Here is a 21,749-nt window from a genome sequence, read left to right on the forward strand (position 1 = left end):
CATCTTTTATTAGTTTTTTGCTGCTTCTTCTAAATCTTCAATTTCATCTTCGAATCCGTTGATCTCGATCGCTTTGTTTAACCAGTTCGCATATTCACCGCCGACTGACAGGACACGTTTTGCTACTTCAACTGGATCTTGTGTGCTGTAGGCTTCTCTTAATTCCTTTGAGCGGAAATCTGGATAAATCGTCGATTCAATCGCAATACGTGCGTAGAAGCGCTGGCTGTCTAAGTCTTTCACACGTCCTCTGCCTTTGACATTTTTGAAGGTTGTGTTTTCTTTTTCCAATTCATCAATACGTTCAGTTGTAATAGCTTTAAAGACAAAAGGAATGACATTCCCTTTTTTATCAACAAAACGCTTAGAAATCGGTACTTTGACTTCTTCCGCTTCTACTGTTTGTCCTGGCATAAAAAATGAAAGATCAAATGTTTGTTTTTCACTCATGTTTAAAAACTCCCTTTGTTATGTTTTTTTGAATGCAAAAAAGCACATCCATTTTTTGAATGTGCTTTCCAATCTTTTCATGTATCATTTAAATTGTACAATTGAACGGCTTGCTCAAGGGCGTCTGGCTCACCCAATAGGAAGGGGGTGATGCATATGTCAACATTTGAAGCGATTTCCCTTATGCTTTTATTCGGGATGTTTATCTTTACTTTGTTGACGTATATAGACAAAAAATAGACTCCCCCTTGAGCTGTGGAAGGTTAAAGGGAAGTCTACCTAAAGAACCTATTCGATAAGCCAGCCCCTTGAAGGGCCTCATTGTACATTGCCGGGATGTTAGAGCATCCTGGCTTCTTTTTATTTTATGCAAATTGCTTTGCATGTAAACATATTTTAATGAATCGAATACAAGACGTTACCAGACGAAATTAAAACCGCTTCAAAACGGTTGTATTACAACTGCATTATAGCATATTCAGTTATTATTTTGCTAATTAATTAGCTAATTTCCTCCACTTTTCTTAGAAAGAATTCTTTAACTTCTCAGGAAGATCAAAGTCTTCAAACGTGAAAGGAACCTCTTCTTCAAGCGCCTCTGAATCAACATCTAATCCAGCGATTTTAGCAGAATCAAAGTTGACATCAAATAACGTCACACGCTCTGTGCCACGGCCTGATGATTTATCGTCAATGACAGCTTGAAGAGTGAAATATGGATCTTCTCCTTTTTTCACGTAATTGAGCATCAATTGAACGAAACGCGACGTAACTTTATAGAAGGTTGCCGTTCCTGTTCCGTTTGCTCCCGTTGTTTTATGTCCAGTCATTCGGCGGCCCATGACGTTCACTTCTGATTTGTTTTTCTCCACGTTTGCTTCGAAGGTTTTGATAAATGCAAGCTCCTCACCTTCTAAGAAAAGACGACCTTCTTTACCTGAAATTGTATTTTGTGCTTTAAAAGCCATCTTACTTCACCTCCACATTGAAATAGAATTTTTCTGCTGCATCTACTGGTTGAACCGCTAAATCGATGATAAATCCATCACGATCTTCATTGAGGCCAATTACAATATCTGTTTCTGAATTAAAGCCTGTAATGCCGCTGCCATCTTGAAGCTGTGTGAGATACTGGGTAATCAGTGTTTTCACAAGCTGCACTCCATCATCTGATGCTGGAATGTCATTGCCATTGGCTTTACGTAATTTAATCAGATTTTTTAATTCGAATGTTAAATCATTGTTAATCGCATCAAGCACACGAATGATTTTGTTTTTCGCCATTTGCTGGTTCTTTTCAGCTGTGAAGCTTGTCAAGGAGTTAATATCTTTTTCAACACTCACGGTACGATCTCTCGCATCAAAGGTGAAAAGGAACTCCCCTTGCGATAATCGGTATTCTACTTGATCATTGTCAAGACGTTCTAATGTATCGACCGCTCCTTCGTATTCAACAAAGGTCAGTGACTGATTGAAATTTGCTCCGGCACTTGCACCTGCGACCCATGCTGTTGTTTGAGCAGGTGTTAGTTCGGTTCCATCTTCGAGTACAACACCGCTTGTCACATTGATGATTCCTTCTTGGTCAGCTGCATAATTCGCCACAACCCCTTGCACCTTACGTCCTTGCTTATCACGCAAACGCTCGATAAATGAAGCGAAGGTTGCTTTTAATTGCTCACTATTATCGACTGGAAGAGCAATGACATCGAAGTATTCTGTTTCTGCTGCTTCTAGGAAAGCTGTATAATCTGCGACACTTGCCACGCCGTTTTTCCCGCCGCTTAGTGCCACACCTGCTGTGATGACGGCTTCACCTTCACCAGAAAATTGAACGTATTTGTTTTTCACAAGGTCTTTGACATCAGTGACGACCTGTTTATCCACAATATCTGTTCCAAGATAAGTGATCACATCGCGTTTTGTGCTATCAAGTACATTTTCTGCGACTTGTACTGTGATCTCATTTCCTTTTAGGCCGCCATAATTTGCTGTGACGACAAAATTTTCAGCAATTTCGGCTTTGGCCGGCTCTCCTTCATTTAGGCGGTAAAGTAAGACCGTTTGCGCTTTTTTCTTTGCTTCACGGAAAAGAAGAAGTGACTTATCATCAATGTTGAGTCCAACCTTTTTATTTAAATCTTCCATATTTGAAACGGAAATAAAGGTTTTTGGTTCTCCCCAGCTCATCACAAGGGGAAGTGCCACCGTACCTCGATCGCCTAAAGTAATTCGCTGCTCTGCTGTTGTTTTAAAATTAAAGTAAATACCAGGACGCTTTTTCTCTGTACCTGGTGTAAAAGTGCCTCCGTTCATCCTTTAAACCTCCTTGGACAAAAAAGCATCAATGTGCTTTTTCGCTTCTGTTTTTGTAATTGGTTGATGTTTGATATAAAAAAGAGCACCTTCAAGGATTTCTGGTTTGACCCCAAAAAGATCCTTACTGTGCTCCTTTAAGGCTTCAAATGAAAAGCCAAATTCTTTTTCTTCGCCGGCTGTTTGAGCGGGCTGTGCATGTTTAGTCTTGCTCACGTTTGATCACCCCATCTGAAAAGTTGATATCTTCAAGGCTTGCCTGTTTGTCACGGTTGTACCAATAGCTGCTATCCCACGTCAGGACAATCGCTGCTACGCCTTGATCTATCATTCTTGTTTCCACTCTTTTTATGCGGACATAATCATCAAGCACCTCTCCGTCTTCACTCATCATCTGAATGATTTGACGATCAGCAAGCAATGCATCAACGATTGTTTCTGCCGCATCATGTGCTTTTTCTGTATCAATATGAAAGACTTTCACTTGCAGCGAATAAGATTTCATAAAGGTAGAGACCGTATCTGGACCACTGATCACTGTCACAGGCGGCACATAAACGGATGGCACTTGAAAGCGTTCTGGCAAAAGACGATCATACATTGTCACAGGAAAGTGTGTGTAGATATAATGCATGATTGCCCCGACTTCTTGATTCATTCCATCACCTCCCAAAATGTCGATCGAACCAGCTTTGCAGCTTTCGATCCAGCGACTGTTCAAACATTTGCTCATAGAGCATGACAGCATGATCCCAGTAGCCATTGCCATCAATCCATTGAGAGGCAAGCATCATTCCTGTACTTGCATTCGGATCATATTCAAAGCGGCTGCCAGTCCATCTGCCAGGCACCCATCTTCGCTCTCCACTTGAAGAAGTGGCATGTCCGTCATTGACATAGGAGGCATATTCAAGCTGCGTTCCCACCTCAAGTGTGAGGCCGCCTTTTGAAATGAGAAAATGATTCTCCTTATCGCCTTGTGTAAAGGATCTAAGAAGCCGGCCTGTATCAACAGCATTCTCCTTGATTAATTCATCCTGAATGATGTCTAAAAACTGCAGGCCCATGTCCTCCAGCCAATCTTGATATTCTGCCTTTAAGCCGCCATCACACGCTGTCCGCAGCTGCGAAATCAACCGGTCAAGTCCATCAATTTTCATAGATTTTCCTTCCTGACTGCTATCACTTCGATGTGATGATTTTTCACTTTTTTAGGCTGCTGTAATTTGAGTGACACGCCATTCCACACTATTTTGTCATGCAAGCGAATATCACTTGCTAAAGGAAAATGGACAAGATAGGATTGATAAATGACTGTATTCGGCTCTTCTTGCACAAGTGACTGGTTCTTTTCTATGACATAACAAGCAAGATCGGTCAAGCTGGGAGTATCAGGATAGGAAAGTGTTATTTGTAAATCATCAGCTGGAATTCCAAATTTTCCGCGGGCGGAATCCTGCTGTTCAAGATGAAAAAGATCACAGCGATCTGTTAATAGAGATTGATAGCTCATAATGACCTCACCTTTAACTTGGCACTGCCGCCGGTCAATGTTGGTTCAATGTAATCTACAAGCAGGGCATATACATAGGGTCTGACTTTGACTTGATCAGCTGCCTTCGCATATGAATAATCGCCCATTTTCTCTGACGTAAAGCCTTTCATCATAGATTCATCATCATTCAGCATGGCAAAATATTGGGCCATTTTTAATAATGCGATTCTTGCTTTTTCAGGGAGGGGCTGATATTTTTCGTTTGAGAAATCGTGACCTACGATCTGAAATACCGCAGCTTCTGCTTCGATAATATCTGCTGTCAGTCTTTCCACAGATCGATTTTTCACACGATCAAATACAGAATAGGCTTGCAGTTCTTCAGCAGAAATGATCATGGCCTGCCGTCACCTACTCTTTCACTTTCATCACTTTTGCTACAGCATCCTCTTCCTCAAATTTACTGTCTAGCTTCGCTGTAAGGACAATAATAAATTTACGGCTGCGAATATCTTTTTCTACTTCAATTCGAATATTACGAGAGAAACCTACGATAATATTTTTAGGGTGTGTCAGCAAAATATCTGATACGTCTGTTCCCGCTTCATCATATGGCTGCATATTGGCAAGACCTTTGACCGGCACACCAAATGCAGAAGAAAGTCCGCCTTGAATGGCCGCATCTCCAAGGCCTGTCTGACGGTTTGCTACTTGATCCTTCCATTCAACTTCTAAGCTTGGGGATGTGTAGAAACGGAAATCCTGAGGTACACGTAAATATTTTGATGGCATCGCTTTATAGGCTTGCTTAAACATTTGGCGGCTGATTTCCGCTCCGTTTGCATCTACGATATGAGAGACCGCTTGTTTTCTCACGCCATCCATTTGAGCTAAAAATGGATCTGCTGAAGTCGTATCGCCATTGACGATGAGCTCTTCAATGTCAACGGCTGCTCGTTCAGCGAGCATTTGCATAATCGTCTGCTGAATTCCGTCTTTCTCAATATTGTTTTCAATGCTGTCATAGGTCATATGAATCTCTGCGATGACCTCTTTCGCATTTAGCTGGACAGTGCTTGTCGCTGGGACAACACGGTCTTTCGCATCAAGTGCTTTGCCTTCTTCTGCTGGGCGCAAAATACGCTGGCCAAAGCCGATTTTTTCGATTTTTTGTGAATCACTTTCCATTGGAATGATACGTGCATCATTTAAAACGGTTGGTGTATTTTGCATCATTCTAATGAATGTGTTGGATTGGGTTGCGTTCATGAGACCGCCGGTTTTTAAACTGGCAAGTGTCATTTCGGCCTTGCGAATCAACTCTTGATTTCTCACACTGTTTCCTCCTTATTTAGGCTTATAGTAAGCCATCCCATATGGGCTTTGTACTGTCGTTTTGTGTATCGTGGATTGTTTGTTTTGACATACCGCGCGCTTTTTCAAGCATGTGAATCCGCTCTGAAATAGGCAAAAGCTGCTGCTGAAGCACTTGCTCAAGCGCTGCTTTTTCTCTGCTGGCTGATTTCTCTAAGGAAGAAAGCTGATGACGAATCGGTGCAACGACTTGCTCAAGCACCTTTTGGACAGGTTCTTCCTCTGTTTGATCTGTTTCCTGCTGTTCTGCCTGCTGTAAGACGTTTTCAATGGCCATTTTTGCTTTTTCAAGCTCTTGTACTTGTTCCGTCGTCAAAGCGGCATCTTGTTTTTGTACGGAGGCTGGCCTTTCACCAATCGTTTGAAGCACATCCTCTGTCTTCAAAATGTCCTGCACGATTGGCAGCAATTGCTCAAGCGCTGCTCTTACGACCGTCTCATCACCATCACTTGACTGTAAGGCTTCCAGCAGATGGTCTAAAACGCTCCAAAATTGTTGTGACATGTTTGCACCTTCCTCTTTCAAAAAGAAATTTTTCAGCAAAGAAAAAAGCCCTCTCTCATTTGTGCTTTGAGATAGGAGCTGATCTTGTTCTTCTATTGCTACGATGTCCGCCGTTCCAGCCATTGAATACCCTGTAATGTGGCCTTTCTGAATTTGATCCCAAATCTCTTGGGAAGCCTTTGTTACAAGTACCCAAGATCCTTTTCGAATCAGCTCACCGCCTACCTCAAAATCAGCGGGGGCAATGTATGATTCAACAACCTCGCCCACACCATGTTGAAAATCATGCTGCTTGTCAATGTGACGAGCATCCTTCATAAAACCATGTGCCGCTCTTTCAATTTCTGTTGCAGACATAAAGTCTTGGTGTGCATCAGGTGTATTCGGTTCATACACGACACCATACACAAGGCGATGAGCATCTTCTGCCTTTGTCAGCACACTAACCTCCTTTTGAAAGTCAGGCTGGCTTTTCTTTGCCTTCATCAAAAAGAATTTCTTTTTGTTTGCGGCTCTGTCCACATAGGAAACATGCGTAATTTTTGCGTTTTTTAATTCTCTTGGCATATGTTCACCCCCTTTCAAAAAAGCGCATGCGCTTCGGTTTATTTCTTCAGCTGATTCGTCTCTCGTTGAGGCTGTTGCTCGGCTGATGTCATGCGGCTTTCTAAAGGTCTGTGATAGAGATCCTCCGGCCATTCCTCTAACGTTTTCCCAAGGATACGTCCCGCTAGATCTCGCAAATCGTTTGGTGACACTGCCCCAGCCTGAATAAACGGTGTCAGAACCTTGGCAATCTCTAATGGATCTCTAAAGTCAGGTCCATTTAATAGGAAACGAACGTGCCAAATATCAAGATCCGGCAGGAAAAGGGTATTGAGTTTTCCTGTGATGAGATGCCGTTCAGGCTGAAATACCTGTTCTTCTGTTGTTTTCCGCGCCGTATCGGCTGTCGCTTTGTTATAGTCTTGAGACTCACCTGTGTAAATAGGCGGCAGGCGAAAAGCAGAGCGGATCTTGTTTCTTGTTTTTTCATCGTATTCTAAAAAGAGTGCATCTTCTTGCAAGATCTCTGCCAGAGATTTGAAGTTCACTTTGACATTTGAGACATCTTCTTCTCCAGTTAACCCTTTTTCCGTCGGGAGACCTTCGACTTCAAGCAAGAGAAACTTATGTGCATGATCAGAGCCTTCAATATCGTCCATATAATCCTGAAGCTGCTGATAGGAAGACTCAGACAGCATTCCATTTTCGACAATGATGGCTCCAGGTACATGCCGCCCTTGTTTAAAATAAAGGTAGTTCAGCTCTTCTGCCTTGCGTGCTCCATACATATTGACGATGTTGCCAATCCAGCGGGGAATTCCATACGTTCCACTGCCGATTTTAAAATGAATCACTTCTGTTGCGCGCAGCGGCTCTGGGGTGGTGTCATCGTATTTGCCTGTTTCACAATGTAAAATGCGCGGATCACCATACTCCTTGAAGAAGACTTTCTTTTCATTGATCACCTGCACATATTTACGGAATCGTTTCTTTCGATTCATTGTTTTCACTTCGCCGTTTTCTGTATACCGGAATTCAACGTCAACTGGCTCACTAAGCTTGCAAATACGGATATGGAGCGCATCTAAATACTCGATTCCTGCCGGCTTTCCCTGACCATCTCGGAGAACCTCTAAAAAACCATTCCCCGTTTTCTCCCGGTCTTCGATGACATAGCCAAGAACCACATCAGCAGACTCATCATAGTTCATGTATTTCGTAAACTCTTCAAGTCTTGTCCATTCCTTCTCTGCTGCCTTCTTTTTTGCCGGTTTCACACCTTCTGCATTAAAGTCAAAGGCGTATTCAACACCAAAACCAAAGCCTAAAATATTGGTCTTATACGCATCAATACATTGCTGAAGAATGGTTGAATATTCTGCCATGCTTTTTAATTCATTGATATTGTAAGGCGGGGGAACAATGTCATCCTTTTCGTAGGAAAATTCATCTGCATACATTTGTTTTGTATGATCAGACATGTTTGCCTTCATAATGGTAGCTTTCAATTGTTTCATTGTATGGACCTCCTCTCTCTGTTTGGACGGACACGCTCCGAGGCGGTCTGTTTCAAATCTGTCACTTCATAATCATCCAGCGCATACCAGATGGCTGATAAAGTGTGCGGATCGATTTGAAATTCATCTTCCTCTAGACGTCCATCCTTATCTGCCTTATAGGTTAGTGATTGAAGTTCATAGATGGTATATGGACAAGCATCAGAACAAATAATTTTCTTAAACCGTTTGATTTTTTTTGTATACTGCAAACGTGAGCCTTGGAACTTATGTGCCGCTACCATTTGAAAGCCGCGCTGCCGAAAATAGTGAATGGTTTTAGGTTCGGCTGCGTCAGCTTTAATCTTTTCCTTTGATTCAATGAACTCTTTCAAGTCAAGGGCTGTTTCATCATCTGTTTTCCCGCGGTCGTAATATTCCCAATAAATATATAAGTACTTTTTTTCATGATCGACAGCTAACCGAATGAGCGCATTGTATGATTCAACAAATCCAAAATCCATGCCTGCTCGTTTCAGCGGTCTGTCAATCTGCTGAATGGCTTCTAATACATCAGAATGGCTTCTCACCTCAAATTGAGGAAAAACCTTTGTGCCATTAATGCCGAAATACCCCTTCCTCGCAATGCGATAGAGATCTGGATCATACTCTTTCAGCTCATCCAGCTGCTTCACGTAGCTTTTAGGAAGGAATAGGTTATCTTCCGCCGTGGAGTGATGGTAATACGTATCCTTGATGACAACGGTTCGCTTTTTGTATAATGTTTCGTCATCTAAAACAAATCGCTTCAGCTGTTCATCTCGAAAAAAATGTCTGTACGTCCAATTATCCTGACCAACAGGATTCGTCGATAACATCATATAAAGCGGTAAAGATGGATGCCTCAGCCTTCCAAGCAGCTCTTTAAAACCTTCATAAGAAACCTCTGAACATTCCTCAATCCAAATGATCGAGATGTTGTTGATCGATTTCAATTTTTCAGGCTTGTCCAGTCCTTTAAATAAGATGCTGCTGCCGTTTCGAAACGTTAGTGCAAGCGGCGAACTTCGGCACTTTACCACATGGTCGATGCCGAGGTCGCTGACGATTTCTTGTAATAAAGAAAAGGTTGATTCGCGGTGCGTATCATACACCTCTCGAATGACAAGTGCTGTCCGCTTTTCTTCCAGCAGCTTTAAGACAAGCTTTAAAGCAATGTGATAGCTTTTAGAGGAGCCATAGCCCCCTACTAAAAATTGAAACTTTTGATTCCAATCGAATAGAAAGTGTTCAAAATGAGGATTGACTTCTTTTTCAATCAATGGCGTCATGAGTCGTCCTCTTTTCGCTTGATCATGATTTGAAGATCTTCCTCTTTTTCTTCACGCACTGCTTTTTTCGTTTTTTCAATCGTCAGTTCAATTTGCTTCAGCCTTAATCTTCGTTCATCCTTCGCATGTGCGAGCTCTTCAAACTGTTTTATTAGACGTCTGAGTTCACCCATTGCACGGGATTGTGCATTCAAAAACGTCGCATGCCGATCCCATGAAAATTGAAACGAGTATTCTTCTGAGGTCATGTCTAGTTCTGTCTGAATACCTTCGCCTGTTTCTTCTAATGAAGAAGGCATGTATGCCGCCTTTTTCAGCTCTTTGATCATGTCCTCTTGATCTGCTACATACATGATTCGCTGCGCACGAATAATGGCTGCATATTGAATTTGAATTTGGTCCCAGATTAAATCAAGCGATGTGCGTCCATCCATTTTCTCCATGATTTCAATTGTTTCATCTGAAAGAAATTGATTGAAAATCGAGTGTGCTTGCTTTGACGAAGTTTTTTGTCTTTGCCATCCGTATCGTCTTTTCCACGATTTGACGGTATGGATCGAGACATTGTAATGATCAGCAATTTGCTGGTACGTCATCCCTTTCATATAATCCTGCTTGGCCTCTATCCGTTTATCTTTCATTTACATTCACCTGCCGCCTCCTTTTAATTCGAATGGTTCCCTCTGAAGGAATCATTTGTGTAGGGCTAGCAAACATTCGTTTGGTCTTTCTAACTATAGGTGGCAACTGTAAGACAAGCTTTAGCTGATTTATTTTTGAACAGAAAAAACACCTATTCAGCAGCTCTGAATAGGCGTTCTTGTACTTTTTTGGACATCTTCGTCCGCGCTCTTTCCATATGTTTTTGGACAGTTCCTTTTTTGACATCCAGCATAACCGCAATCTCGCTAAACGATAATCCTTGTGTTGTGTGCATAAAGAACACGTCCTTTTCTCGATCTGTTAAAACAGACAAAGCTTCATCAATTCGTCTTTTGTCTCTCTCACTGACTTCTCTTTCTTTCTCTTGAATAAGGGTATATTCATGTGATAAAGCCTCTAACACTTCTGGATTTGCGAGAATGGTACGCTGATAGACTGAACGTCTGTCCAATCCTCTGCGCGCACCTGGCTCTCTTCCGATTTGAAGCCATTCTACTACGTATTCCAGATCGCTTACCATACTGGCGATCATTTTTTTATCATGCTTGTCTTGAACGGACAGCTGATGTTCTTCTTTTTCTTTAAATGGTTCATATTGTTTTCTAGCATTCTTTAAAGCTCTTTTATATTCAATGAGTAAATCTTGCATATTGGCTCTCTCCCTTTTTTAAGAAAATAAAAAACGGACACCAATCAAGTCCCCTTTTAGCAGGGTCTTGATCAGTGTCCGCAGGCTTTCCGTCTTGGACATAATATTGTGCTTTGATGTGTTCAGTCAGTTAACTGATTTTAAAACCAATCTCGTGATCTACTCTTGCAAAATGACCTTTTGCCGTTTGAATAATGGTTTTTCCATGTTCAGGTACATCCATTTTATAAGCCGTTCCTACATTCCCATCTAACACGATGACTTGAATTTTTCCTTTTTCCATCTCACCGACAAAGGTTTGGTTTTCTTGAATGAATAGTTGTTTTGGCTCGTTCATATGCTTGTCTCCTTTTTTGGTGATGGCCTCGTGCCACCACCTACCGTATTGATAATGATTTCAACTCTTGGACACATACTATAAAACTGAGAAACTCTTAAATCGACCATCTGCAGAGGAACTTCATCGGCTATAGAATGAAGTGCTTCTTGAATATGCTGTAGATTCGGCTGAAAGATGCTGACGTGTACCGGGCGTATCAACCCTTTTTCTGCGTATGTACGCTTTTTTTGGCAGTCAGCTATGTCAAACGGCATGTGATCAAATAAACGAATTTCAAGTGATAGTGCGCCTTTTAATTTTTGCGGGCATTGCCCTTTTGCAGCTGATCGTATTCTTTTCATCAATGTCTCTTTTGTTAACAAATGCTCATGTTCAATGATTAAATGGATGACCATGTTATGATCTCCCGTCATCCTTTGACCACTGGCGAATGTCTTGTTCGTTTTTACTCGCTTTGAGCAAGCATTTCAAAAATGTCATGATTTGCTTCCATCGTTTCACGTTGCCCTGATTCCTCCTTTTTTGTATCATCGACCTTAGCTTCCAGGAGGGTCATATATGTCTCTTTCTCTTCTGCTGTGGCAAAAACAAACATCGGTTTCTGACGATGAAAGGCGATCCAGCCGCCAGCTTGGTCTAAACAAAGCTGTGCTTCTTTTCTAGCATCAAACGTCAGCTGATGTCTCATCTTCTTCAGCTCCCTCCAAGCTGTCCTCAATTTCTGTTTGGTATCCATATCGTTTCATGTCATATAACCAATAGCTTTTTGGATAACCAAAGTCACTCATCTGAGTCACCATTGGATGTTCAATATTCATTCTGCTCGTCTCCCCTTTTCTAAGAACCGATCTTCTCTTAAAGAATTACTCTTTCCGTGTAACTTTTGGCCAAAAAAAAGCTCTTGAACCCCGGTATTCAGCAGATCTGCAATATGCTTTGCTATTTCTAAGCTAGGCTTTGTTCTGCCCATTTCGATATTCGCATAGCCGCTTGTGTACTTATATCCCAATTTTTTCGCCATATAGGTTTGTGTTTTTCCTTGCAATATGCGCTCTTCTCGTAAATTTTCAAGTTTCATCTTTCCACCTCTTACTCAATATGTGTAAGTTATATTCATTATGATAATATACACGAAACGAGTAAGTCAATCATATTTTTATTCTTTTTGTGTATTTATTTATCTTTTCCGTGTAATTCATGATAAAATTTACTCATAACATGAAAAAAGGTGTTTCTGATGGATAATTTGACTGGGAAGATTCTAACTGAATTAAGAGAGAAGCATGGATGGAGCAAGTCAACAGTTGCTAAAAAACTCGGATTAAAGGCAATGTCCACTTATGCAAACTGGGAATACGGCTTGAGAAAACCCGACGGTGAAATGATTGTGAAAATTGCCGAGTTATATGGGGTCTCAACCGATTATCTTCTCACAGGTAAGGACAGAGGCAGGCCCGATGACGATCTTGCAGACGATCCTGATTTGCAAATTGCGTTTAAAGCAGCCTCAGATTTTTCCGAAGAAGCACGAAGACAAACCATCGATTTTATTAACTACATTAGAGAGAAAGAGAAGCAAAAAGGTCGTCAGCCAAAAAAGCGAGACGACCATTGATCATCTCTTTTCATCTGCTTTACGCTGGGACGAACCCAGCTTTTTTTATACCTCTTTTTCCCTTAAAAAAGAAATAGCATATGAATAAAAAATCATGTCTTTTCCAACAAATATGTGACAATTTTCTCCATAATTACTCTTTTTTTCATATATTTTAATTGACAAATAATTCTATTATTATTAATATATGTATATACCAAAAAAAGGAGTGTTATCGATGAAAAAATTCATGAAAATCTGTACATTGTCTGTAGCTGCTGTAGGTGCTCTTACGTTCTCTCAAACTGAAGGTGCTCATGCAGCTGCACAGCCAAAAGAACCAGTCATAGCAAAAGCTCCTATTATGAATAAAGTAATTACGGTGAACCGTACACTTTCTGTAGGTTCTTCAATCGCCGTCTCTCTTCCAGCAAGCCAAATTTCTGTGTCGGGTGCAACGTATGCGATTCAATTAGATCAAACAGCTCCAAACTTCACTTGGATTCGCGCTGTACAACGCGGTTCTGTGACAGTTTCCTACTATAATTCACTAGGCGAGCTTGTGATTAACTATATTACTGTTCGATAAGCAATCTAGCTTTACATATCTAAAGGCGATGACATGAAGTCATCGCCTTTTGGTGTTTAGAGTTGGTTTCATCTGAATCATGATTGCCAACATCCGCCCAATATGTTAACTTTTAATAAAAATATGTTAACATATTAAGGGGGCATTAATGATGAGAGAGCAGCTGTCTTTGTCTTGGGAAGCAATAGCGGAGAAGGCGATGAAAAATGAACCGATCACGGTGCAAGAGGGTCTAGACATTCTTGAAGCTGACGATAGAGAATTGTTACCTATTATGCATGCAGCCTATCAAGTGCGATTTCATTTTTTTCAAAAAAAGGTGAAATTAAATATGATTTTTAACGCAAAAAGTGGATATTGCCCTGAGAACTGTGGATATTGTTCACAGTCGATGATTTCAAAAGCACCAGTTGAAAGATATACAATGCTTGATCAAAAGACCATTGTAGCTGGTGCGCGTGAAGCTCTCAAAAGAAAAGCCGGGACTTATTGTATTGTGGCAAGCGGGAGAGCGCCTTCTCATAGGGAATTAGATGAAGTCACAGCAGCAGTCAAGGAGATCACTGAAACGATGCCTTTGAAGGTGTGTGCCTGTCTTGGGTTATTAAATGAAGAAAAAGCGAAGCGGCTGAAGGAAGCGGGTGTTCATCGGTATAATCACAATATCAATACACATCATGATCATCATGCTCATATTACGACAACTCATACATACGATGACCGCGTGTCGACCATTGAGCAGGTCAAACAGTCTGGCATGTCACCTTGCTCAGGGGTCATTATTGGAATGGGTGAAACCAATCAGCAAATCGTTGAAATGGCTTTTGCGCTAAGAGCACTTGATGCGGATTCAATTCCAGTCAACTTTCTTCATGCCATCGAAGGAACACCGCTTGAGCATCAAAAACGAACACACCCGATCAAAGCATTGAAAGTGCTGGCAATGATGAGATTTGTCAACCCAACAAAAGAAATTCGGGTATCCGGAGGCAGAGAGTTTAATTTACGGACACTCCAGCCGCTCGCACTTTATGCCGCAAATTCCATTTTTGTTGGTGATTATTTAACAACAAAAGGCCAGCAAGTCCAAACGGATCATCACATCATTGAAGATTTAGGGTTTGAAATAGAAGAATGTGCGTTATAAAAAAAGTCTGCCGATTCTCCGGCAGACTTTTAAGATTAGAATCTTTTATGAAAATCGACAGTTCCGCTTCCATCTTCTCGGTCAAAGCTGCCAACAAACGTCCAGTTAATATATCCACCGTCTCCATTATTGACAAACGTACCATCTTCAAATACCCAAATACCAAACGTAATACCATCATATTCAACACTATCATAGTAGACAACATTGTTCAGACCGCTAAAGTCGTGGTCTTGGCTTAAGTTTTGGACAACTACGTTGTAGTTTTGACCTGCTTCATAGAACGCACTGTATGCAGCATTTTTTACGAATCCATCACGATTTTGAGATGACTTTACTGCTTGTTCAATTTTATCGGCAATGGCTACTGGATCAATTGAGACACTTCCATCAACACCTGTTGTTGTAGCAGCTTCAGCCGTTTGACCAAAAGTCGTAAGAGATAGAGGGGCAGCAATCATTGACGTAGCGATGACAGAACCAACAAACATTTTGCTTGTTTTTCTCATTATTTCTAACTCCTCCTTTAATTGGTATGTTTATGTACTACCCCTTTATCTGTCTCTTAAACACTAATTTATGAAAAAAATTCTTATTCTACCAATTAAGAGGGTATTTTTACTGTTTAATTAGGTGGGATAACAAAAAAACTACTCTTATAAAAGAGTAGTTTACAGTATTACATGAACAGGATAAATAAAATCACACCTAGGATAATTCGGTATATCGCAAAAGGCACCAGTTTGATTTTATTGATCAGTTTTAGGAAGAATCGAACAACAAAGAGAGCCACAACAAACGCACTCACAAAGCCGACGATAAAGAATGGCAGCATGTCAGGTGTTAAATATTCGGCATTTTTCACAAGGGTTAACAAGCTTGCTCCTGCCATAATCGGCATCGCCATGATAAATGTAAAGTCTGCCGCAGCACGGTGATTCAAACCAAGAATAACCCCGCCTGCGATCGTCGAACCTGAGCGCGAGAAGCCTGGCCATAATGCTAAACATTGAAACAGTCCAATATAAAGTGCTTGTCTGTACGTCATGTTATCGACAGAGCTTGTTTCTGTTTTCCGTTTATTGATCCAGTCAGCGACAAGCATTAGAACTGCCCCTAAAATCAAACCGACAGCGACCGTTCTGACGTCAAATAAGTATTTATCAATATAATCTTCAAATAGGAATCCTAAAATGACGGCTGGAACAAGTCCAACTGCAATTTGGGCGATGGTCAGTTTATGCCCGCTGCGCTTTTGCTCTTCGGTGATATTTTTCTTTAAGCCCAATAAGTTTAAAATACGATCTTTAAACACGATCATGACAGCTAAAATTGAGCCTAACTGAATCACGACTTTAAATGTGTTGGCCGCTTCTGGCGTAATAATTTCCTTTGATTTTAACCAAAGATCATCGACAATAATCATGTGACCTGTAGATGAAACAGGTGCGTACTCTGTTAATCCTTCGACAATTCCTAAAACCAGTGCCACGAATAAATCCCATAGATTCATGATTTTCTTTCCTTTCAATTCTGATCTTTTGAACACGCCAAACATCTATGTCCACATAAAGACAAGCTTCCTTCATCGAAAGCTCGTCTTTATGATACTATATTTTTTTCAAAAAAAGATTATGACATCAAACCTTTTCTTCTTTATACAAATTGGACCGCATTTTGAACCAATCAAATAAGTGAGTCGTGATGACCTTCAGAACGGCATACGTCGGAATAGCGACAATGATGCCGACCACGTTGAACAATTTACCAGCTGTTAATATAACAAAAATAATCGTAATGGGATGAATATGAAGGTTTTTCCCCATCACCTGAGGAGAAATGAATTTCCCTTCAACTAGCTGAACCACTGTCCAGACTATAATGAGTTTTAACAGCATTACTGGTGACGTCACAAGTGCAATCACAATCGCTGGTGTAATCGCAATTGTTGGACCAAGGTAAGGCACTATGCTTGTACATGCAGCAATGATAGCGAGCAGCAGCGCATAGTCAAGTCCAATGATCATATAACCGATTAACAGAAGAACACCGATACAGAAGCTGACAATGATCTGTCCGCGAATATACGAGCTCAGACGGTGGTTCATTTCGTGAAGCATGATATGTGTATGTTCCCTCATTTTACTTGGGAAAAATTTCAATAGATAGTCAGGCAGCTTTTTACCGTCTTTTAATAGATAAAACAGAATAAACGGCACAGTCACGATCGAGATGATGACTTCTGTGAGCGCCCCTAAGAATGTTCCTACACCGGTAAAGGTGCTTTCCAAAATCTTCGTCGCTTGACTGGATGCTTTACTTACTAATTCAGACACGTTAAAGTTCATCGAGTTTTGCACTTGATTAATAAAGTTACTTCCTGTTAATTGTCTAATTTGATCTTCTACTGTATCGACGTATTTCGGAAGATTATGAAATAGACTCATGGTTTGAGCTTGTAAAAAAGGAATAATGGACACGATGGTCACTGTAATAATCCCAATAATGACAATATATAAAAGCAAAATGGAATAGATCCGCTTGATTCTTGCTTTCTCTAACAAGTTGACAATTGGATTTAATAAATAATACACGACCCCCGTTAAAATAATCGGTAAGGCAATGGTTTTGACGAGTACAATGAGCGGTGTGAAAATAAATGATGTTTTCATGAAAACAAGGATATTCAATCCAATTAATAACAGGACGAGTAAAAAGAGAACAAACTTGTTATCAAGAAAAAATTTTCTAAATCGACTGCTCCACATTTGCATAGAGTTCATATCGTTCCTCCAAACACGGGCTATTTTATGAGTAAATTGTACACTACTTGATCATGATATGGTGATCATTGTTTCAGCTTTTTTTCCCATTTTGCAATAGACATCACCCATACAATGAGAATCGGCTGTCCAATAAGCCTTATCCATAGCAAGGCTTGTTCTGTATTTTCTTGACCTGGAAATGGTATTCCCTCACGAGCAGCAAATAAGTTTGCAGGGAAAATGAGTACAAGATAGACAGCAATGGATTTTGCCGCTGTAATCCTGACATTTGGCAAAAGAAGCAGCACGGCCAGCAGCCATTCAAAACATGCAGTCGCATAGACCATTACATATGGAAATGGCCAGCCTGGCATCATGCGGGCAAAGCCGCTCGGCTCTATCACATGAAAAATACCAGCCGCTATAAATAAAAGCGCAAAGATGTATGTACTTCCTATATGCAGGACGCGCTTCATGTTTCCTCCTCTCCCTTCTATCCTGAGTATTACCCGAAGAAGGAAGAAACTACCCACTTTTCGTACATTTATATCCTTTATGTAAGACGTTTCAGCCTATATAAAGGTTTCATCCGCTTATCAATAAAAAGAATATTCTTTCATACAAACGCTTTCAAAGCATGTATAATCAGAGAAAAGCAGAAGGAGGGAATCACATGATTCGATTTGCTGTCATCGGAACGAACTGGATTACAGATCGGTTCTTACAAGCTGGTGAAAAACTAGCTGATTTTACATGTACAGCCGTCTATTCACGGTCCGCTGAAAAAGGACAGGCCTTTGCCGAAAAATATGGAATTGATACGGTTTTTACGAACTTACAAGAAATGGCGGAAAGTGATACGTTTGATGCCGTGTATATTGCGAGTCCAAATGCCCTTCATAAAGAGCAAGCCATGTTGATGATGGAGCATCAAAAGCATGTTTTATGCGAAAAACCATTCGCCTCTCATCGAAAAGAAGTGGAAGAAATGATTGCCGCAGCGAAAAAACATCACGTTTGTTTGATGGAAGCGATGAAAACGACATTTCTGCCTAATTTCCTTCAAATCAAACAGCATCTTGATCAGCTTGGACCTATCAGGCAAGTGGTCGCGCATTACTGTAAATATTCTTCAAGATACGATGCCTATCGAAGCGGCGAGCTTCCAAATGCCTTTAAGCCGGAGCTATCCAATGGTTCTTTAATGGATATCGGGGTGTACCTCGTTTACCCAGTCATATACTTATTTGGTCTGCCGAATCAAATCACCGCGAGAGGCTATAAGCTTTCTTCTGGTGTGGATGGGAACGGTTCAGTCCTTTTACAGTATGACGGGCATCAAGCACTTCTTTTTCATTCTAAAATTTCAACGTCTCATTTATCGGCTGAAATTCAAGGCGAGGATGCCACGATGGTGATTGATCAATTCCACCGTCCGTCACAAATTACGATACATGGCCGTGACGGACATCAAACTGACATCTCTCTCAAAGATGATCAGCCAGCTATGTCTTATGAAATGAATCATTTTATTGAGTGTATTCAGCAGGGAATGGGGCAGTCTCCGGTCAATACATTTGCCTTATCTGTTCAAACCATGTCCGTCATGGACGAAGCGAGAAGACAAATGGGCGTGATGTATCCTGCCGACAGACAAAATGTATAGGGCATGAAATGATGAACAAAGGGCGAAATTATTTTTTTGTTCGCCCTTTGTTTTTTACGTTTCGTGTCAGTCATTTATTTTGCCGCTAACACATCCGCAAATGCTTTTACATACGGCGGAAGGTCTGGCGGGCGTCTGCTGGAGATGAGGTGGCCATCTGTGACGACTGCCTCATCGAACCAGTCCGCACCAGCATTGGTCATATCATCTTTAATACCAGGTGTACTTGTCACTTGTCTGCCTTTCAGGATTCCTGCTGATATCAGCACCCAGCCGGCATGACAAATCTGCCCGATTGGTTTTTCCTTTGCATCAAATGTACGGACGATGTCTAATACTTCTGGATAACGGCGCAGTTTATCAGGCGCCCATCCACCAGGGACTAGCACAGCATCATAATCATCAGCTTGAATGGAATAAAAATCTGCATCGGATACCGCCGGCACACCATACTTCCCGATGTACTCATGATTTGCTTTTTCACCTACAAGATGGACAGTTGCTCCCTCTTCTCTTAATCGCAGAACCGGATACCACAGCTCTAAATCTTCAAAATCATCGCTGACAAACGCAATGACCTTCTTATCTGATAAACGCATACTATCTCTCCTCTTCTTTCGATTTCCTCTATTGTACGAGATGTCCGCTTAAAAAGAAAAGCGGTTCCCCTTGAGGAGAACCACTTAACCTTATTCACTGATCTTGAATTTTTTAATTAAATCACGTAATTCTTCCGCCATTTGGGAAAGAGTTGTGGATGAAGAACTAATCTCTTCCATTGAAGCAAGCTGCTCTTCAGCAGATGCTGCGATATCTTGGATGCTTGCTGAACTCTCTCTTGATACATCTGCAATTTCATTCACTGCTTTAGAAATTTGCTCAGAGCCTTTCGACAGCTCGCGCACCGTTGTATTCATTTCATTAATTCTTGCTGCGATTTCCGCTGTTTGTTCATTTATTTGTGAGAAGCTTTCTTTCGTTTGATCTGTAATTGTAAGACCATTCTTCACTTCTTCATTCACTGCTTTGAACATATTTTGAGATGTTTCAATTTCAGTGACGATTTCATTCACAAGCTTTTCAATCTCTTTTGCTGAATCCGATGATTGAACCGCTAGTTTACGCACTTCTTCGGCAACAACAGAGAATCCTCTGCCTGACTCGCCTGCTCGTGCTGCTTCAATGGCGGCATTAAGTGCAAGTAAATTCGTTTGATCCGCAATACCGTTAATCACGCCTAGGATGTTTGTGATATCTTTTGATTTATGCTCTAGCCCGTTGATCACGCCTTCAGCTTCTTTCACTGAATGGTCAATCGTCTTCATTTGGCCAACAGTCTGCTCCACAAGCTGTCCGCCTGTTTCCGCAACTGTTTTTGATTGAATAGATGACGCTGTGATGACATCAGACGTTTCGGCAACTTCGTTCAGTCCTTCATTCATTTGTTTTAAATGAGCCGCGCTTTGTTCCACCATTTCGCTTTGATTTTCGTTGCCGTTTGAGAATGTTTCAATAGATGATGTAATATGTTCGGTTGCTTTTGTTGTTTGACCTGCGCTTGCCGTCAGTTCTTCAGATGATGAAGCGACATTCTCAACAGATGTTTGTACAGCTTGAATGACATCTCTTAGGGACTCGCTCATTTCATTAAAGCTTGTGCCAAGCTGTCCAATTTCATCTTTTGAGCGGACATCAATTTTTTCTGTCAAATCTCCCTGACTGATCTTCTTCGAAGAAGAGACAAGAGTGGAAAGTGGTTTTGTAATGGAACGGATGATAAAGAAGATTAGAATCCCGCCAATGATAAGCGCGCCGGCTAAAATGATGGCGGCCATGTTAAAGACTGGCTGTGCAGCTTCTTCTACTTCACTGACAAACATCGTCCCGACAATCTTCCAGCCAGTCGCCTTGTTTGTGGTGAACTCCATTTGCTTTTCTTTTCCTTCAAACATATAGCTCATAGCTCCGTTATCTTGTGAATACATTTTTTCTAACCATTCACCAGATAATTTTGTTCCTGCTTTTTTCGTTGGATGTGCCACATATGTACGGTCTGGACTTCCAATAAAGGCATAGCCTTGTTTCCCAATATTAATGCTATTGGACTCTTTAACAAGATTCGCAATGTCTAGGTTCATCGCGATGACGCCTGATCCATCCTCTAACTTTTTAGAGATGGTCACCACAAGTGTACCGGTTGAAGCCGTTGCATATGGTGCTGAAACAGACAGCTCACCGTTTTTCGCCCAGCCGTCTTTATACCAATCACGCTCAGTTGCGACATAATCGGCAGGCATTTTTTGATTAGGATATCTTGAAAACACTTTGCCATCACTTGAAGCAACAAAAATGCCTTCTGTGTCATCATTCATACTCATGAACTGCTCAAAGCGTCCTTGAATATCGGTCGTTCCTTTTTGCTTGAGCTTTTTCTCCGTGATCCATTTGCTAAAGAAATCGGCTGCGTCTGTTTTCACTTTTACAACCTTCGTAATATTTTTATCTAGCTGCTCTACGTTTTCCTTTGCACTTTGCATAATTTGATCATTTAAGGAGGTGCTTGCCGTATGGTATGAAGAGAATGCCAATACGATGATTGGGCATAAAAGAATAAATAAGAAAGAGAATACAAGCTTTTTTGAAATAGATGGCTTTCTGAAATACTGTATGAATTTCATAAAAAAGAAAACTCCTTTTAGTAAGATAGTATATATATCGGAAGTACTACTAGGTTGTTTACTTTTTTAACTTATTAAAGTCTAAATAAGTCCAAATTACCCAATTTATATGCATTGAATGGAAAAACACCTAACGTTTTGGCGT

General features: G+C 40.9%; 30 protein-coding genes. 5 read left to right on the forward strand and 25 right to left on the reverse strand.

Annotation, left to right across the window (positions count from 1 at the left end; genetic code table 11):
- Window positions 1-9 precede the first annotated feature (9 nt).
- Window positions 10-450, reverse strand: a complete 441-nt coding sequence (locus BAE31_RS06430; protein ID WP_012011040.1) for a phage tail assembly chaperone — start codon at window positions 448-450, stop codon at window positions 10-12.
- Between the two features lie 183 nt (window positions 451-633).
- Between BAE31_RS06430 and BAE31_RS20125 the strand changes: the two genes are divergently transcribed.
- On the forward strand, window positions 634-690 hold the full coding sequence (locus tag BAE31_RS20125) for a putative holin-like toxin (protein ID WP_350223447.1): 57 nt from the start codon (window positions 634-636) through the stop codon (window positions 688-690).
- A 284-nt stretch (window positions 691-974) separates the two neighbouring features.
- Here the strand turns inward: BAE31_RS20125 and BAE31_RS06440 are convergent, their stop codons facing one another.
- From BAE31_RS06440 to BAE31_RS06520, 18 genes are all read right to left on the reverse strand, one after another.
- Entirely contained in the window at window positions 975-1,418 is a 444-nt protein-coding gene (locus tag BAE31_RS06440; protein WP_003213309.1) for a phage tail tube protein, read from the reverse strand.
- 1 nt (window position 1,419) lies between these two features.
- Complete coding sequence (locus tag BAE31_RS06445; protein WP_041107583.1) at window positions 1,420-2,766, reverse strand: phage tail sheath family protein; 1,347 nt, start codon at window positions 2,764-2,766, stop codon at window positions 1,420-1,422.
- 3 nt (window positions 2,767-2,769) lie between these two features.
- Window positions 2,770-2,982, reverse strand: coding sequence for a YqzN/YkzM domain-containing protein (locus BAE31_RS06450; RefSeq protein WP_034282476.1), 213 nt, complete (start codon window positions 2,980-2,982; stop codon window positions 2,770-2,772).
- A complete protein-coding gene (locus BAE31_RS06455; protein WP_039180991.1) occupies window positions 2,969-3,424 on the reverse strand; it encodes a phage tail terminator family protein in 456 nt (151 codons plus the stop codon). Before BAE31_RS06455 ends, BAE31_RS06450 begins: the two co-directional genes overlap by 14 nt.
- Window positions 3,425-3,428: 4 nt before the next feature.
- The gene (locus tag BAE31_RS06460; protein WP_041107586.1) at window positions 3,429-3,926 is read right to left on the reverse strand and encodes an HK97 gp10 family phage protein; all 498 of its coding nucleotides are present in this window, start codon (window positions 3,924-3,926) and stop codon (window positions 3,429-3,431) included.
- Complete coding sequence (locus tag BAE31_RS06465) at window positions 3,923-4,279, reverse strand: YqbH/XkdH family protein (RefSeq protein WP_041107588.1); 357 nt, start codon at window positions 4,277-4,279, stop codon at window positions 3,923-3,925. Before BAE31_RS06465 ends, BAE31_RS06460 begins: the two co-directional genes overlap by 4 nt.
- Complete coding sequence (yqbG, locus tag BAE31_RS06470; RefSeq protein WP_041107590.1) at window positions 4,276-4,659, reverse strand: protein YqbG; 384 nt, start codon at window positions 4,657-4,659, stop codon at window positions 4,276-4,278. Before yqbG ends, BAE31_RS06465 begins: the two co-directional genes overlap by 4 nt.
- 13 nt (window positions 4,660-4,672) lie before the next feature.
- Window positions 4,673-5,596: a phage major capsid protein gene (locus BAE31_RS06475; protein ID WP_024425904.1), complete on the reverse strand. Its 924-nt coding sequence runs from the start codon at window positions 5,594-5,596 to the stop codon at window positions 4,673-4,675.
- A gap of 22 nt (window positions 5,597-5,618) precedes the next feature.
- Window positions 5,619-6,707, reverse strand: a complete 1,089-nt coding sequence (locus BAE31_RS06480) for an XkdF-like putative serine protease domain-containing protein (RefSeq protein ID WP_076839879.1) — start codon at window positions 6,705-6,707, stop codon at window positions 5,619-5,621.
- Between the two features lie 38 nt (window positions 6,708-6,745).
- On the reverse strand, window positions 6,746-8,203 hold the full coding sequence (locus BAE31_RS06485; RefSeq protein ID WP_041107594.1) for a phage portal protein: 1,458 nt from the start codon (window positions 8,201-8,203) through the stop codon (window positions 6,746-6,748).
- Window positions 8,200-9,501: a PBSX family phage terminase large subunit gene (locus BAE31_RS06490; RefSeq protein WP_163115067.1), complete on the reverse strand. Its 1,302-nt coding sequence runs from the start codon at window positions 9,499-9,501 to the stop codon at window positions 8,200-8,202. Before BAE31_RS06490 ends, BAE31_RS06485 begins: the two co-directional genes overlap by 4 nt.
- Before the next feature lie 8 nt (window positions 9,502-9,509).
- Entirely contained in the window at window positions 9,510-10,154 is a 645-nt protein-coding gene (terS, locus tag BAE31_RS06495) for a phage terminase small subunit (RefSeq protein ID WP_076839883.1), read from the reverse strand.
- A 152-nt stretch (window positions 10,155-10,306) separates the two neighbouring features.
- Window positions 10,307-10,825, reverse strand: coding sequence for a sigma-70 family RNA polymerase sigma factor (locus tag BAE31_RS06500; protein WP_024423267.1), 519 nt, complete (start codon window positions 10,823-10,825; stop codon window positions 10,307-10,309).
- Window positions 10,826-10,955: 130 nt separating this feature from the next.
- The gene (locus BAE31_RS06505) at window positions 10,956-11,162 is read right to left on the reverse strand and encodes an XtrA/YqaO family protein (protein ID WP_024423268.1); all 207 of its coding nucleotides are present in this window, start codon (window positions 11,160-11,162) and stop codon (window positions 10,956-10,958) included.
- Window positions 11,159-11,560, reverse strand: coding sequence for a RusA family crossover junction endodeoxyribonuclease (locus BAE31_RS06510; protein ID WP_034624557.1), 402 nt, complete (start codon window positions 11,558-11,560; stop codon window positions 11,159-11,161). The genes BAE31_RS06505 and BAE31_RS06510 overlap by 4 nt, the downstream gene beginning before the upstream one ends.
- 50 nt (window positions 11,561-11,610) lie before the next feature.
- The gene (locus tag BAE31_RS06515; RefSeq protein WP_029706250.1) at window positions 11,611-11,853 is read right to left on the reverse strand and encodes a hypothetical protein; all 243 of its coding nucleotides are present in this window, start codon (window positions 11,851-11,853) and stop codon (window positions 11,611-11,613) included.
- Window positions 11,831-11,983: a hypothetical protein gene (locus tag BAE31_RS19605; protein WP_162860191.1), complete on the reverse strand. Its 153-nt coding sequence runs from the start codon at window positions 11,981-11,983 to the stop codon at window positions 11,831-11,833. Before BAE31_RS19605 ends, BAE31_RS06515 begins: the two co-directional genes overlap by 23 nt.
- Window positions 11,980-12,243: a helix-turn-helix transcriptional regulator gene (locus BAE31_RS06520; protein WP_076839884.1), complete on the reverse strand. Its 264-nt coding sequence runs from the start codon at window positions 12,241-12,243 to the stop codon at window positions 11,980-11,982. The genes BAE31_RS19605 and BAE31_RS06520 overlap by 4 nt, the downstream gene beginning before the upstream one ends.
- Window positions 12,244-12,402: 159 nt before the next feature.
- Between BAE31_RS06520 and BAE31_RS06525 the strand changes: the two genes are divergently transcribed.
- The 3 genes from BAE31_RS06525 to bioB all read left to right on the forward strand — a co-directional run bounded on the left by BAE31_RS06525 (window position 12,403) and on the right by bioB (window position 14,495).
- On the forward strand, window positions 12,403-12,780 hold the full coding sequence (locus BAE31_RS06525; protein ID WP_076839886.1) for a helix-turn-helix domain-containing protein: 378 nt from the start codon (window positions 12,403-12,405) through the stop codon (window positions 12,778-12,780).
- A gap of 217 nt (window positions 12,781-12,997) precedes the next feature.
- The gene (locus tag BAE31_RS06530) at window positions 12,998-13,348 is read left to right on the forward strand and encodes a hypothetical protein (protein ID WP_076839887.1); all 351 of its coding nucleotides are present in this window, start codon (window positions 12,998-13,000) and stop codon (window positions 13,346-13,348) included.
- Window positions 13,349-13,499: 151 nt separating this feature from the next.
- Window positions 13,500-14,495, forward strand: coding sequence for a biotin synthase BioB (gene bioB, locus BAE31_RS06535; protein ID WP_041107600.1), 996 nt, complete (start codon window positions 13,500-13,502; stop codon window positions 14,493-14,495).
- Window positions 14,496-14,530: 35 nt separating this feature from the next.
- Here bioB and BAE31_RS06540 read toward each other — a convergent pair whose 3' ends face one another.
- The 4 genes from BAE31_RS06540 to BAE31_RS06555 form a co-directional block, all read right to left on the reverse strand.
- The gene (locus BAE31_RS06540; RefSeq protein WP_024423274.1) at window positions 14,531-15,004 is read right to left on the reverse strand and encodes a hypothetical protein; all 474 of its coding nucleotides are present in this window, start codon (window positions 15,002-15,004) and stop codon (window positions 14,531-14,533) included.
- Window positions 15,005-15,174: 170 nt separating this feature from the next.
- Window positions 15,175-16,008, reverse strand: coding sequence for an undecaprenyl-diphosphate phosphatase (locus BAE31_RS06545; protein ID WP_025094210.1), 834 nt, complete (start codon window positions 16,006-16,008; stop codon window positions 15,175-15,177).
- Between the two features lie 127 nt (window positions 16,009-16,135).
- Entirely contained in the window at window positions 16,136-17,278 is a 1,143-nt protein-coding gene (locus tag BAE31_RS06550) for an AI-2E family transporter (RefSeq protein ID WP_024423275.1), read from the reverse strand.
- Between the two features lie 65 nt (window positions 17,279-17,343).
- Entirely contained in the window at window positions 17,344-17,736 is a 393-nt protein-coding gene (locus BAE31_RS06555) for a DoxX family protein (protein ID WP_024423276.1), read from the reverse strand.
- A gap of 197 nt (window positions 17,737-17,933) precedes the next feature.
- Here BAE31_RS06555 and BAE31_RS06560 point away from each other — a divergent pair, with 197 nt between their 5' ends.
- Window positions 17,934-18,926 carry a Gfo/Idh/MocA family protein gene (locus BAE31_RS06560; protein WP_076839889.1) on the forward strand — a complete coding sequence of 331 codons (993 nt, stop codon included), beginning with the start codon at window positions 17,934-17,936 and terminating at the stop codon, window positions 18,924-18,926.
- A 74-nt stretch (window positions 18,927-19,000) separates the two neighbouring features.
- Here the strand turns inward: BAE31_RS06560 and BAE31_RS06565 are convergent, their stop codons facing one another.
- Together BAE31_RS06565 and BAE31_RS06570 are read right to left on the reverse strand one after the other, a co-directional pair.
- Window positions 19,001-19,525, reverse strand: coding sequence for a type 1 glutamine amidotransferase domain-containing protein (locus BAE31_RS06565; protein WP_076839891.1), 525 nt, complete (start codon window positions 19,523-19,525; stop codon window positions 19,001-19,003).
- A 90-nt stretch (window positions 19,526-19,615) separates the two neighbouring features.
- Window positions 19,616-21,604, reverse strand: coding sequence for a methyl-accepting chemotaxis protein (locus BAE31_RS06570; protein ID WP_076839892.1), 1,989 nt, complete (start codon window positions 21,602-21,604; stop codon window positions 19,616-19,618).
- Between the last annotated feature and the right edge of the window lie 145 nt (window positions 21,605-21,749).

Source organism: Bacillus sp. I-2 (assembly GCF_001974945.1).
Taxonomy (GTDB): Bacteria; Bacillota; Bacilli; order Bacillales; family Bacillaceae; genus Bacillus; species Bacillus safensis.

Bases quoted from the DNA above. Each gene is read 5' to 3' on its own strand.
- BAE31_RS06440 (WP_003213309.1), bottom strand. From the start codon at position 1,418: ATGGCTTTTAAAGCACAAAATACAATTTCAGGTAAAGAAGGTCGTCTT.
- BAE31_RS06560 (WP_076839889.1), top strand. From the start codon at position 17,934: ATGATTCGATTTGCTGTCATCGGAACGAACTGGATTACAGATCGGTTC.
- BAE31_RS06460 (WP_041107586.1), bottom strand. From the start codon at position 3,926: ATGAAAATTGATGGACTTGACCGGTTGATTTCGCAGCTGCGGACAGCG.
- BAE31_RS06485 (WP_041107594.1), bottom strand. From the start codon at position 8,203: ATGAAACAATTGAAAGCTACCATTATGAAGGCAAACATGTCTGATCAT.
- yqbG (WP_041107590.1), bottom strand. From the start codon at position 4,659: ATGATCATTTCTGCTGAAGAACTGCAAGCCTATTCTGTATTTGATCGT.
- BAE31_RS06445 (WP_041107583.1), bottom strand. From the start codon at position 2,766: ATGAACGGAGGCACTTTTACACCAGGTACAGAGAAAAAGCGTCCTGGT.
- BAE31_RS06540 (WP_024423274.1), bottom strand. From the start codon at position 15,004: ATGAGAAAAACAAGCAAAATGTTTGTTGGTTCTGTCATCGCTACGTCA.
- BAE31_RS06530 (WP_076839887.1), top strand. From the start codon at position 12,998: ATGAAAAAATTCATGAAAATCTGTACATTGTCTGTAGCTGCTGTAGGT.
- BAE31_RS06570 (WP_076839892.1), bottom strand. From the start codon at position 21,604: ATGAAATTCATACAGTATTTCAGAAAGCCATCTATTTCAAAAAAGCTT.
- BAE31_RS06565 (WP_076839891.1), bottom strand. From the start codon at position 19,525: ATGCGTTTATCAGATAAGAAGGTCATTGCGTTTGTCAGCGATGATTTT.
- BAE31_RS06555 (WP_024423276.1), bottom strand. From the start codon at position 17,736: ATGAAGCGCGTCCTGCATATAGGAAGTACATACATCTTTGCGCTTTTA.
- BAE31_RS06480 (WP_076839879.1), bottom strand. From the start codon at position 6,707: ATGCCAAGAGAATTAAAAAACGCAAAAATTACGCATGTTTCCTATGTG.
- BAE31_RS06525 (WP_076839886.1), top strand. From the start codon at position 12,403: ATGGATAATTTGACTGGGAAGATTCTAACTGAATTAAGAGAGAAGCAT.
- terS (WP_076839883.1), bottom strand. From the start codon at position 10,154: ATGAAAGATAAACGGATAGAGGCCAAGCAGGATTATATGAAAGGGATG.
- BAE31_RS06515 (WP_029706250.1), bottom strand. From the start codon at position 11,853: ATGAGACATCAGCTGACGTTTGATGCTAGAAAAGAAGCACAGCTTTGT.
- BAE31_RS06505 (WP_024423268.1), bottom strand. From the start codon at position 11,162: ATGAACGAGCCAAAACAACTATTCATTCAAGAAAACCAAACCTTTGTC.
- BAE31_RS06430 (WP_012011040.1), bottom strand. From the start codon at position 450: ATGAGTGAAAAACAAACATTTGATCTTTCATTTTTTATGCCAGGACAA.
- BAE31_RS06500 (WP_024423267.1), bottom strand. From the start codon at position 10,825: ATGCAAGATTTACTCATTGAATATAAAAGAGCTTTAAAGAATGCTAGA.
- BAE31_RS19605 (WP_162860191.1), bottom strand. From the start codon at position 11,983: ATGAATATTGAACATCCAATGGTGACTCAGATGAGTGACTTTGGTTAT.
- BAE31_RS06455 (WP_039180991.1), bottom strand. From the start codon at position 3,424: ATGAATCAAGAAGTCGGGGCAATCATGCATTATATCTACACACACTTT.
- BAE31_RS06510 (WP_034624557.1), bottom strand. From the start codon at position 11,560: ATGGTCATCCATTTAATCATTGAACATGAGCATTTGTTAACAAAAGAG.
- BAE31_RS06550 (WP_024423275.1), bottom strand. From the start codon at position 17,278: ATGAACTCTATGCAAATGTGGAGCAGTCGATTTAGAAAATTTTTTCTT.
- BAE31_RS06520 (WP_076839884.1), bottom strand. From the start codon at position 12,243: ATGAAACTTGAAAATTTACGAGAAGAGCGCATATTGCAAGGAAAAACA.
- bioB (WP_041107600.1), top strand. From the start codon at position 13,500: ATGAGAGAGCAGCTGTCTTTGTCTTGGGAAGCAATAGCGGAGAAGGCG.
- BAE31_RS06545 (WP_025094210.1), bottom strand. From the start codon at position 16,008: ATGAATCTATGGGATTTATTCGTGGCACTGGTTTTAGGAATTGTCGAA.
- BAE31_RS06465 (WP_041107588.1), bottom strand. From the start codon at position 4,279: ATGAGCTATCAATCTCTATTAACAGATCGCTGTGATCTTTTTCATCTT.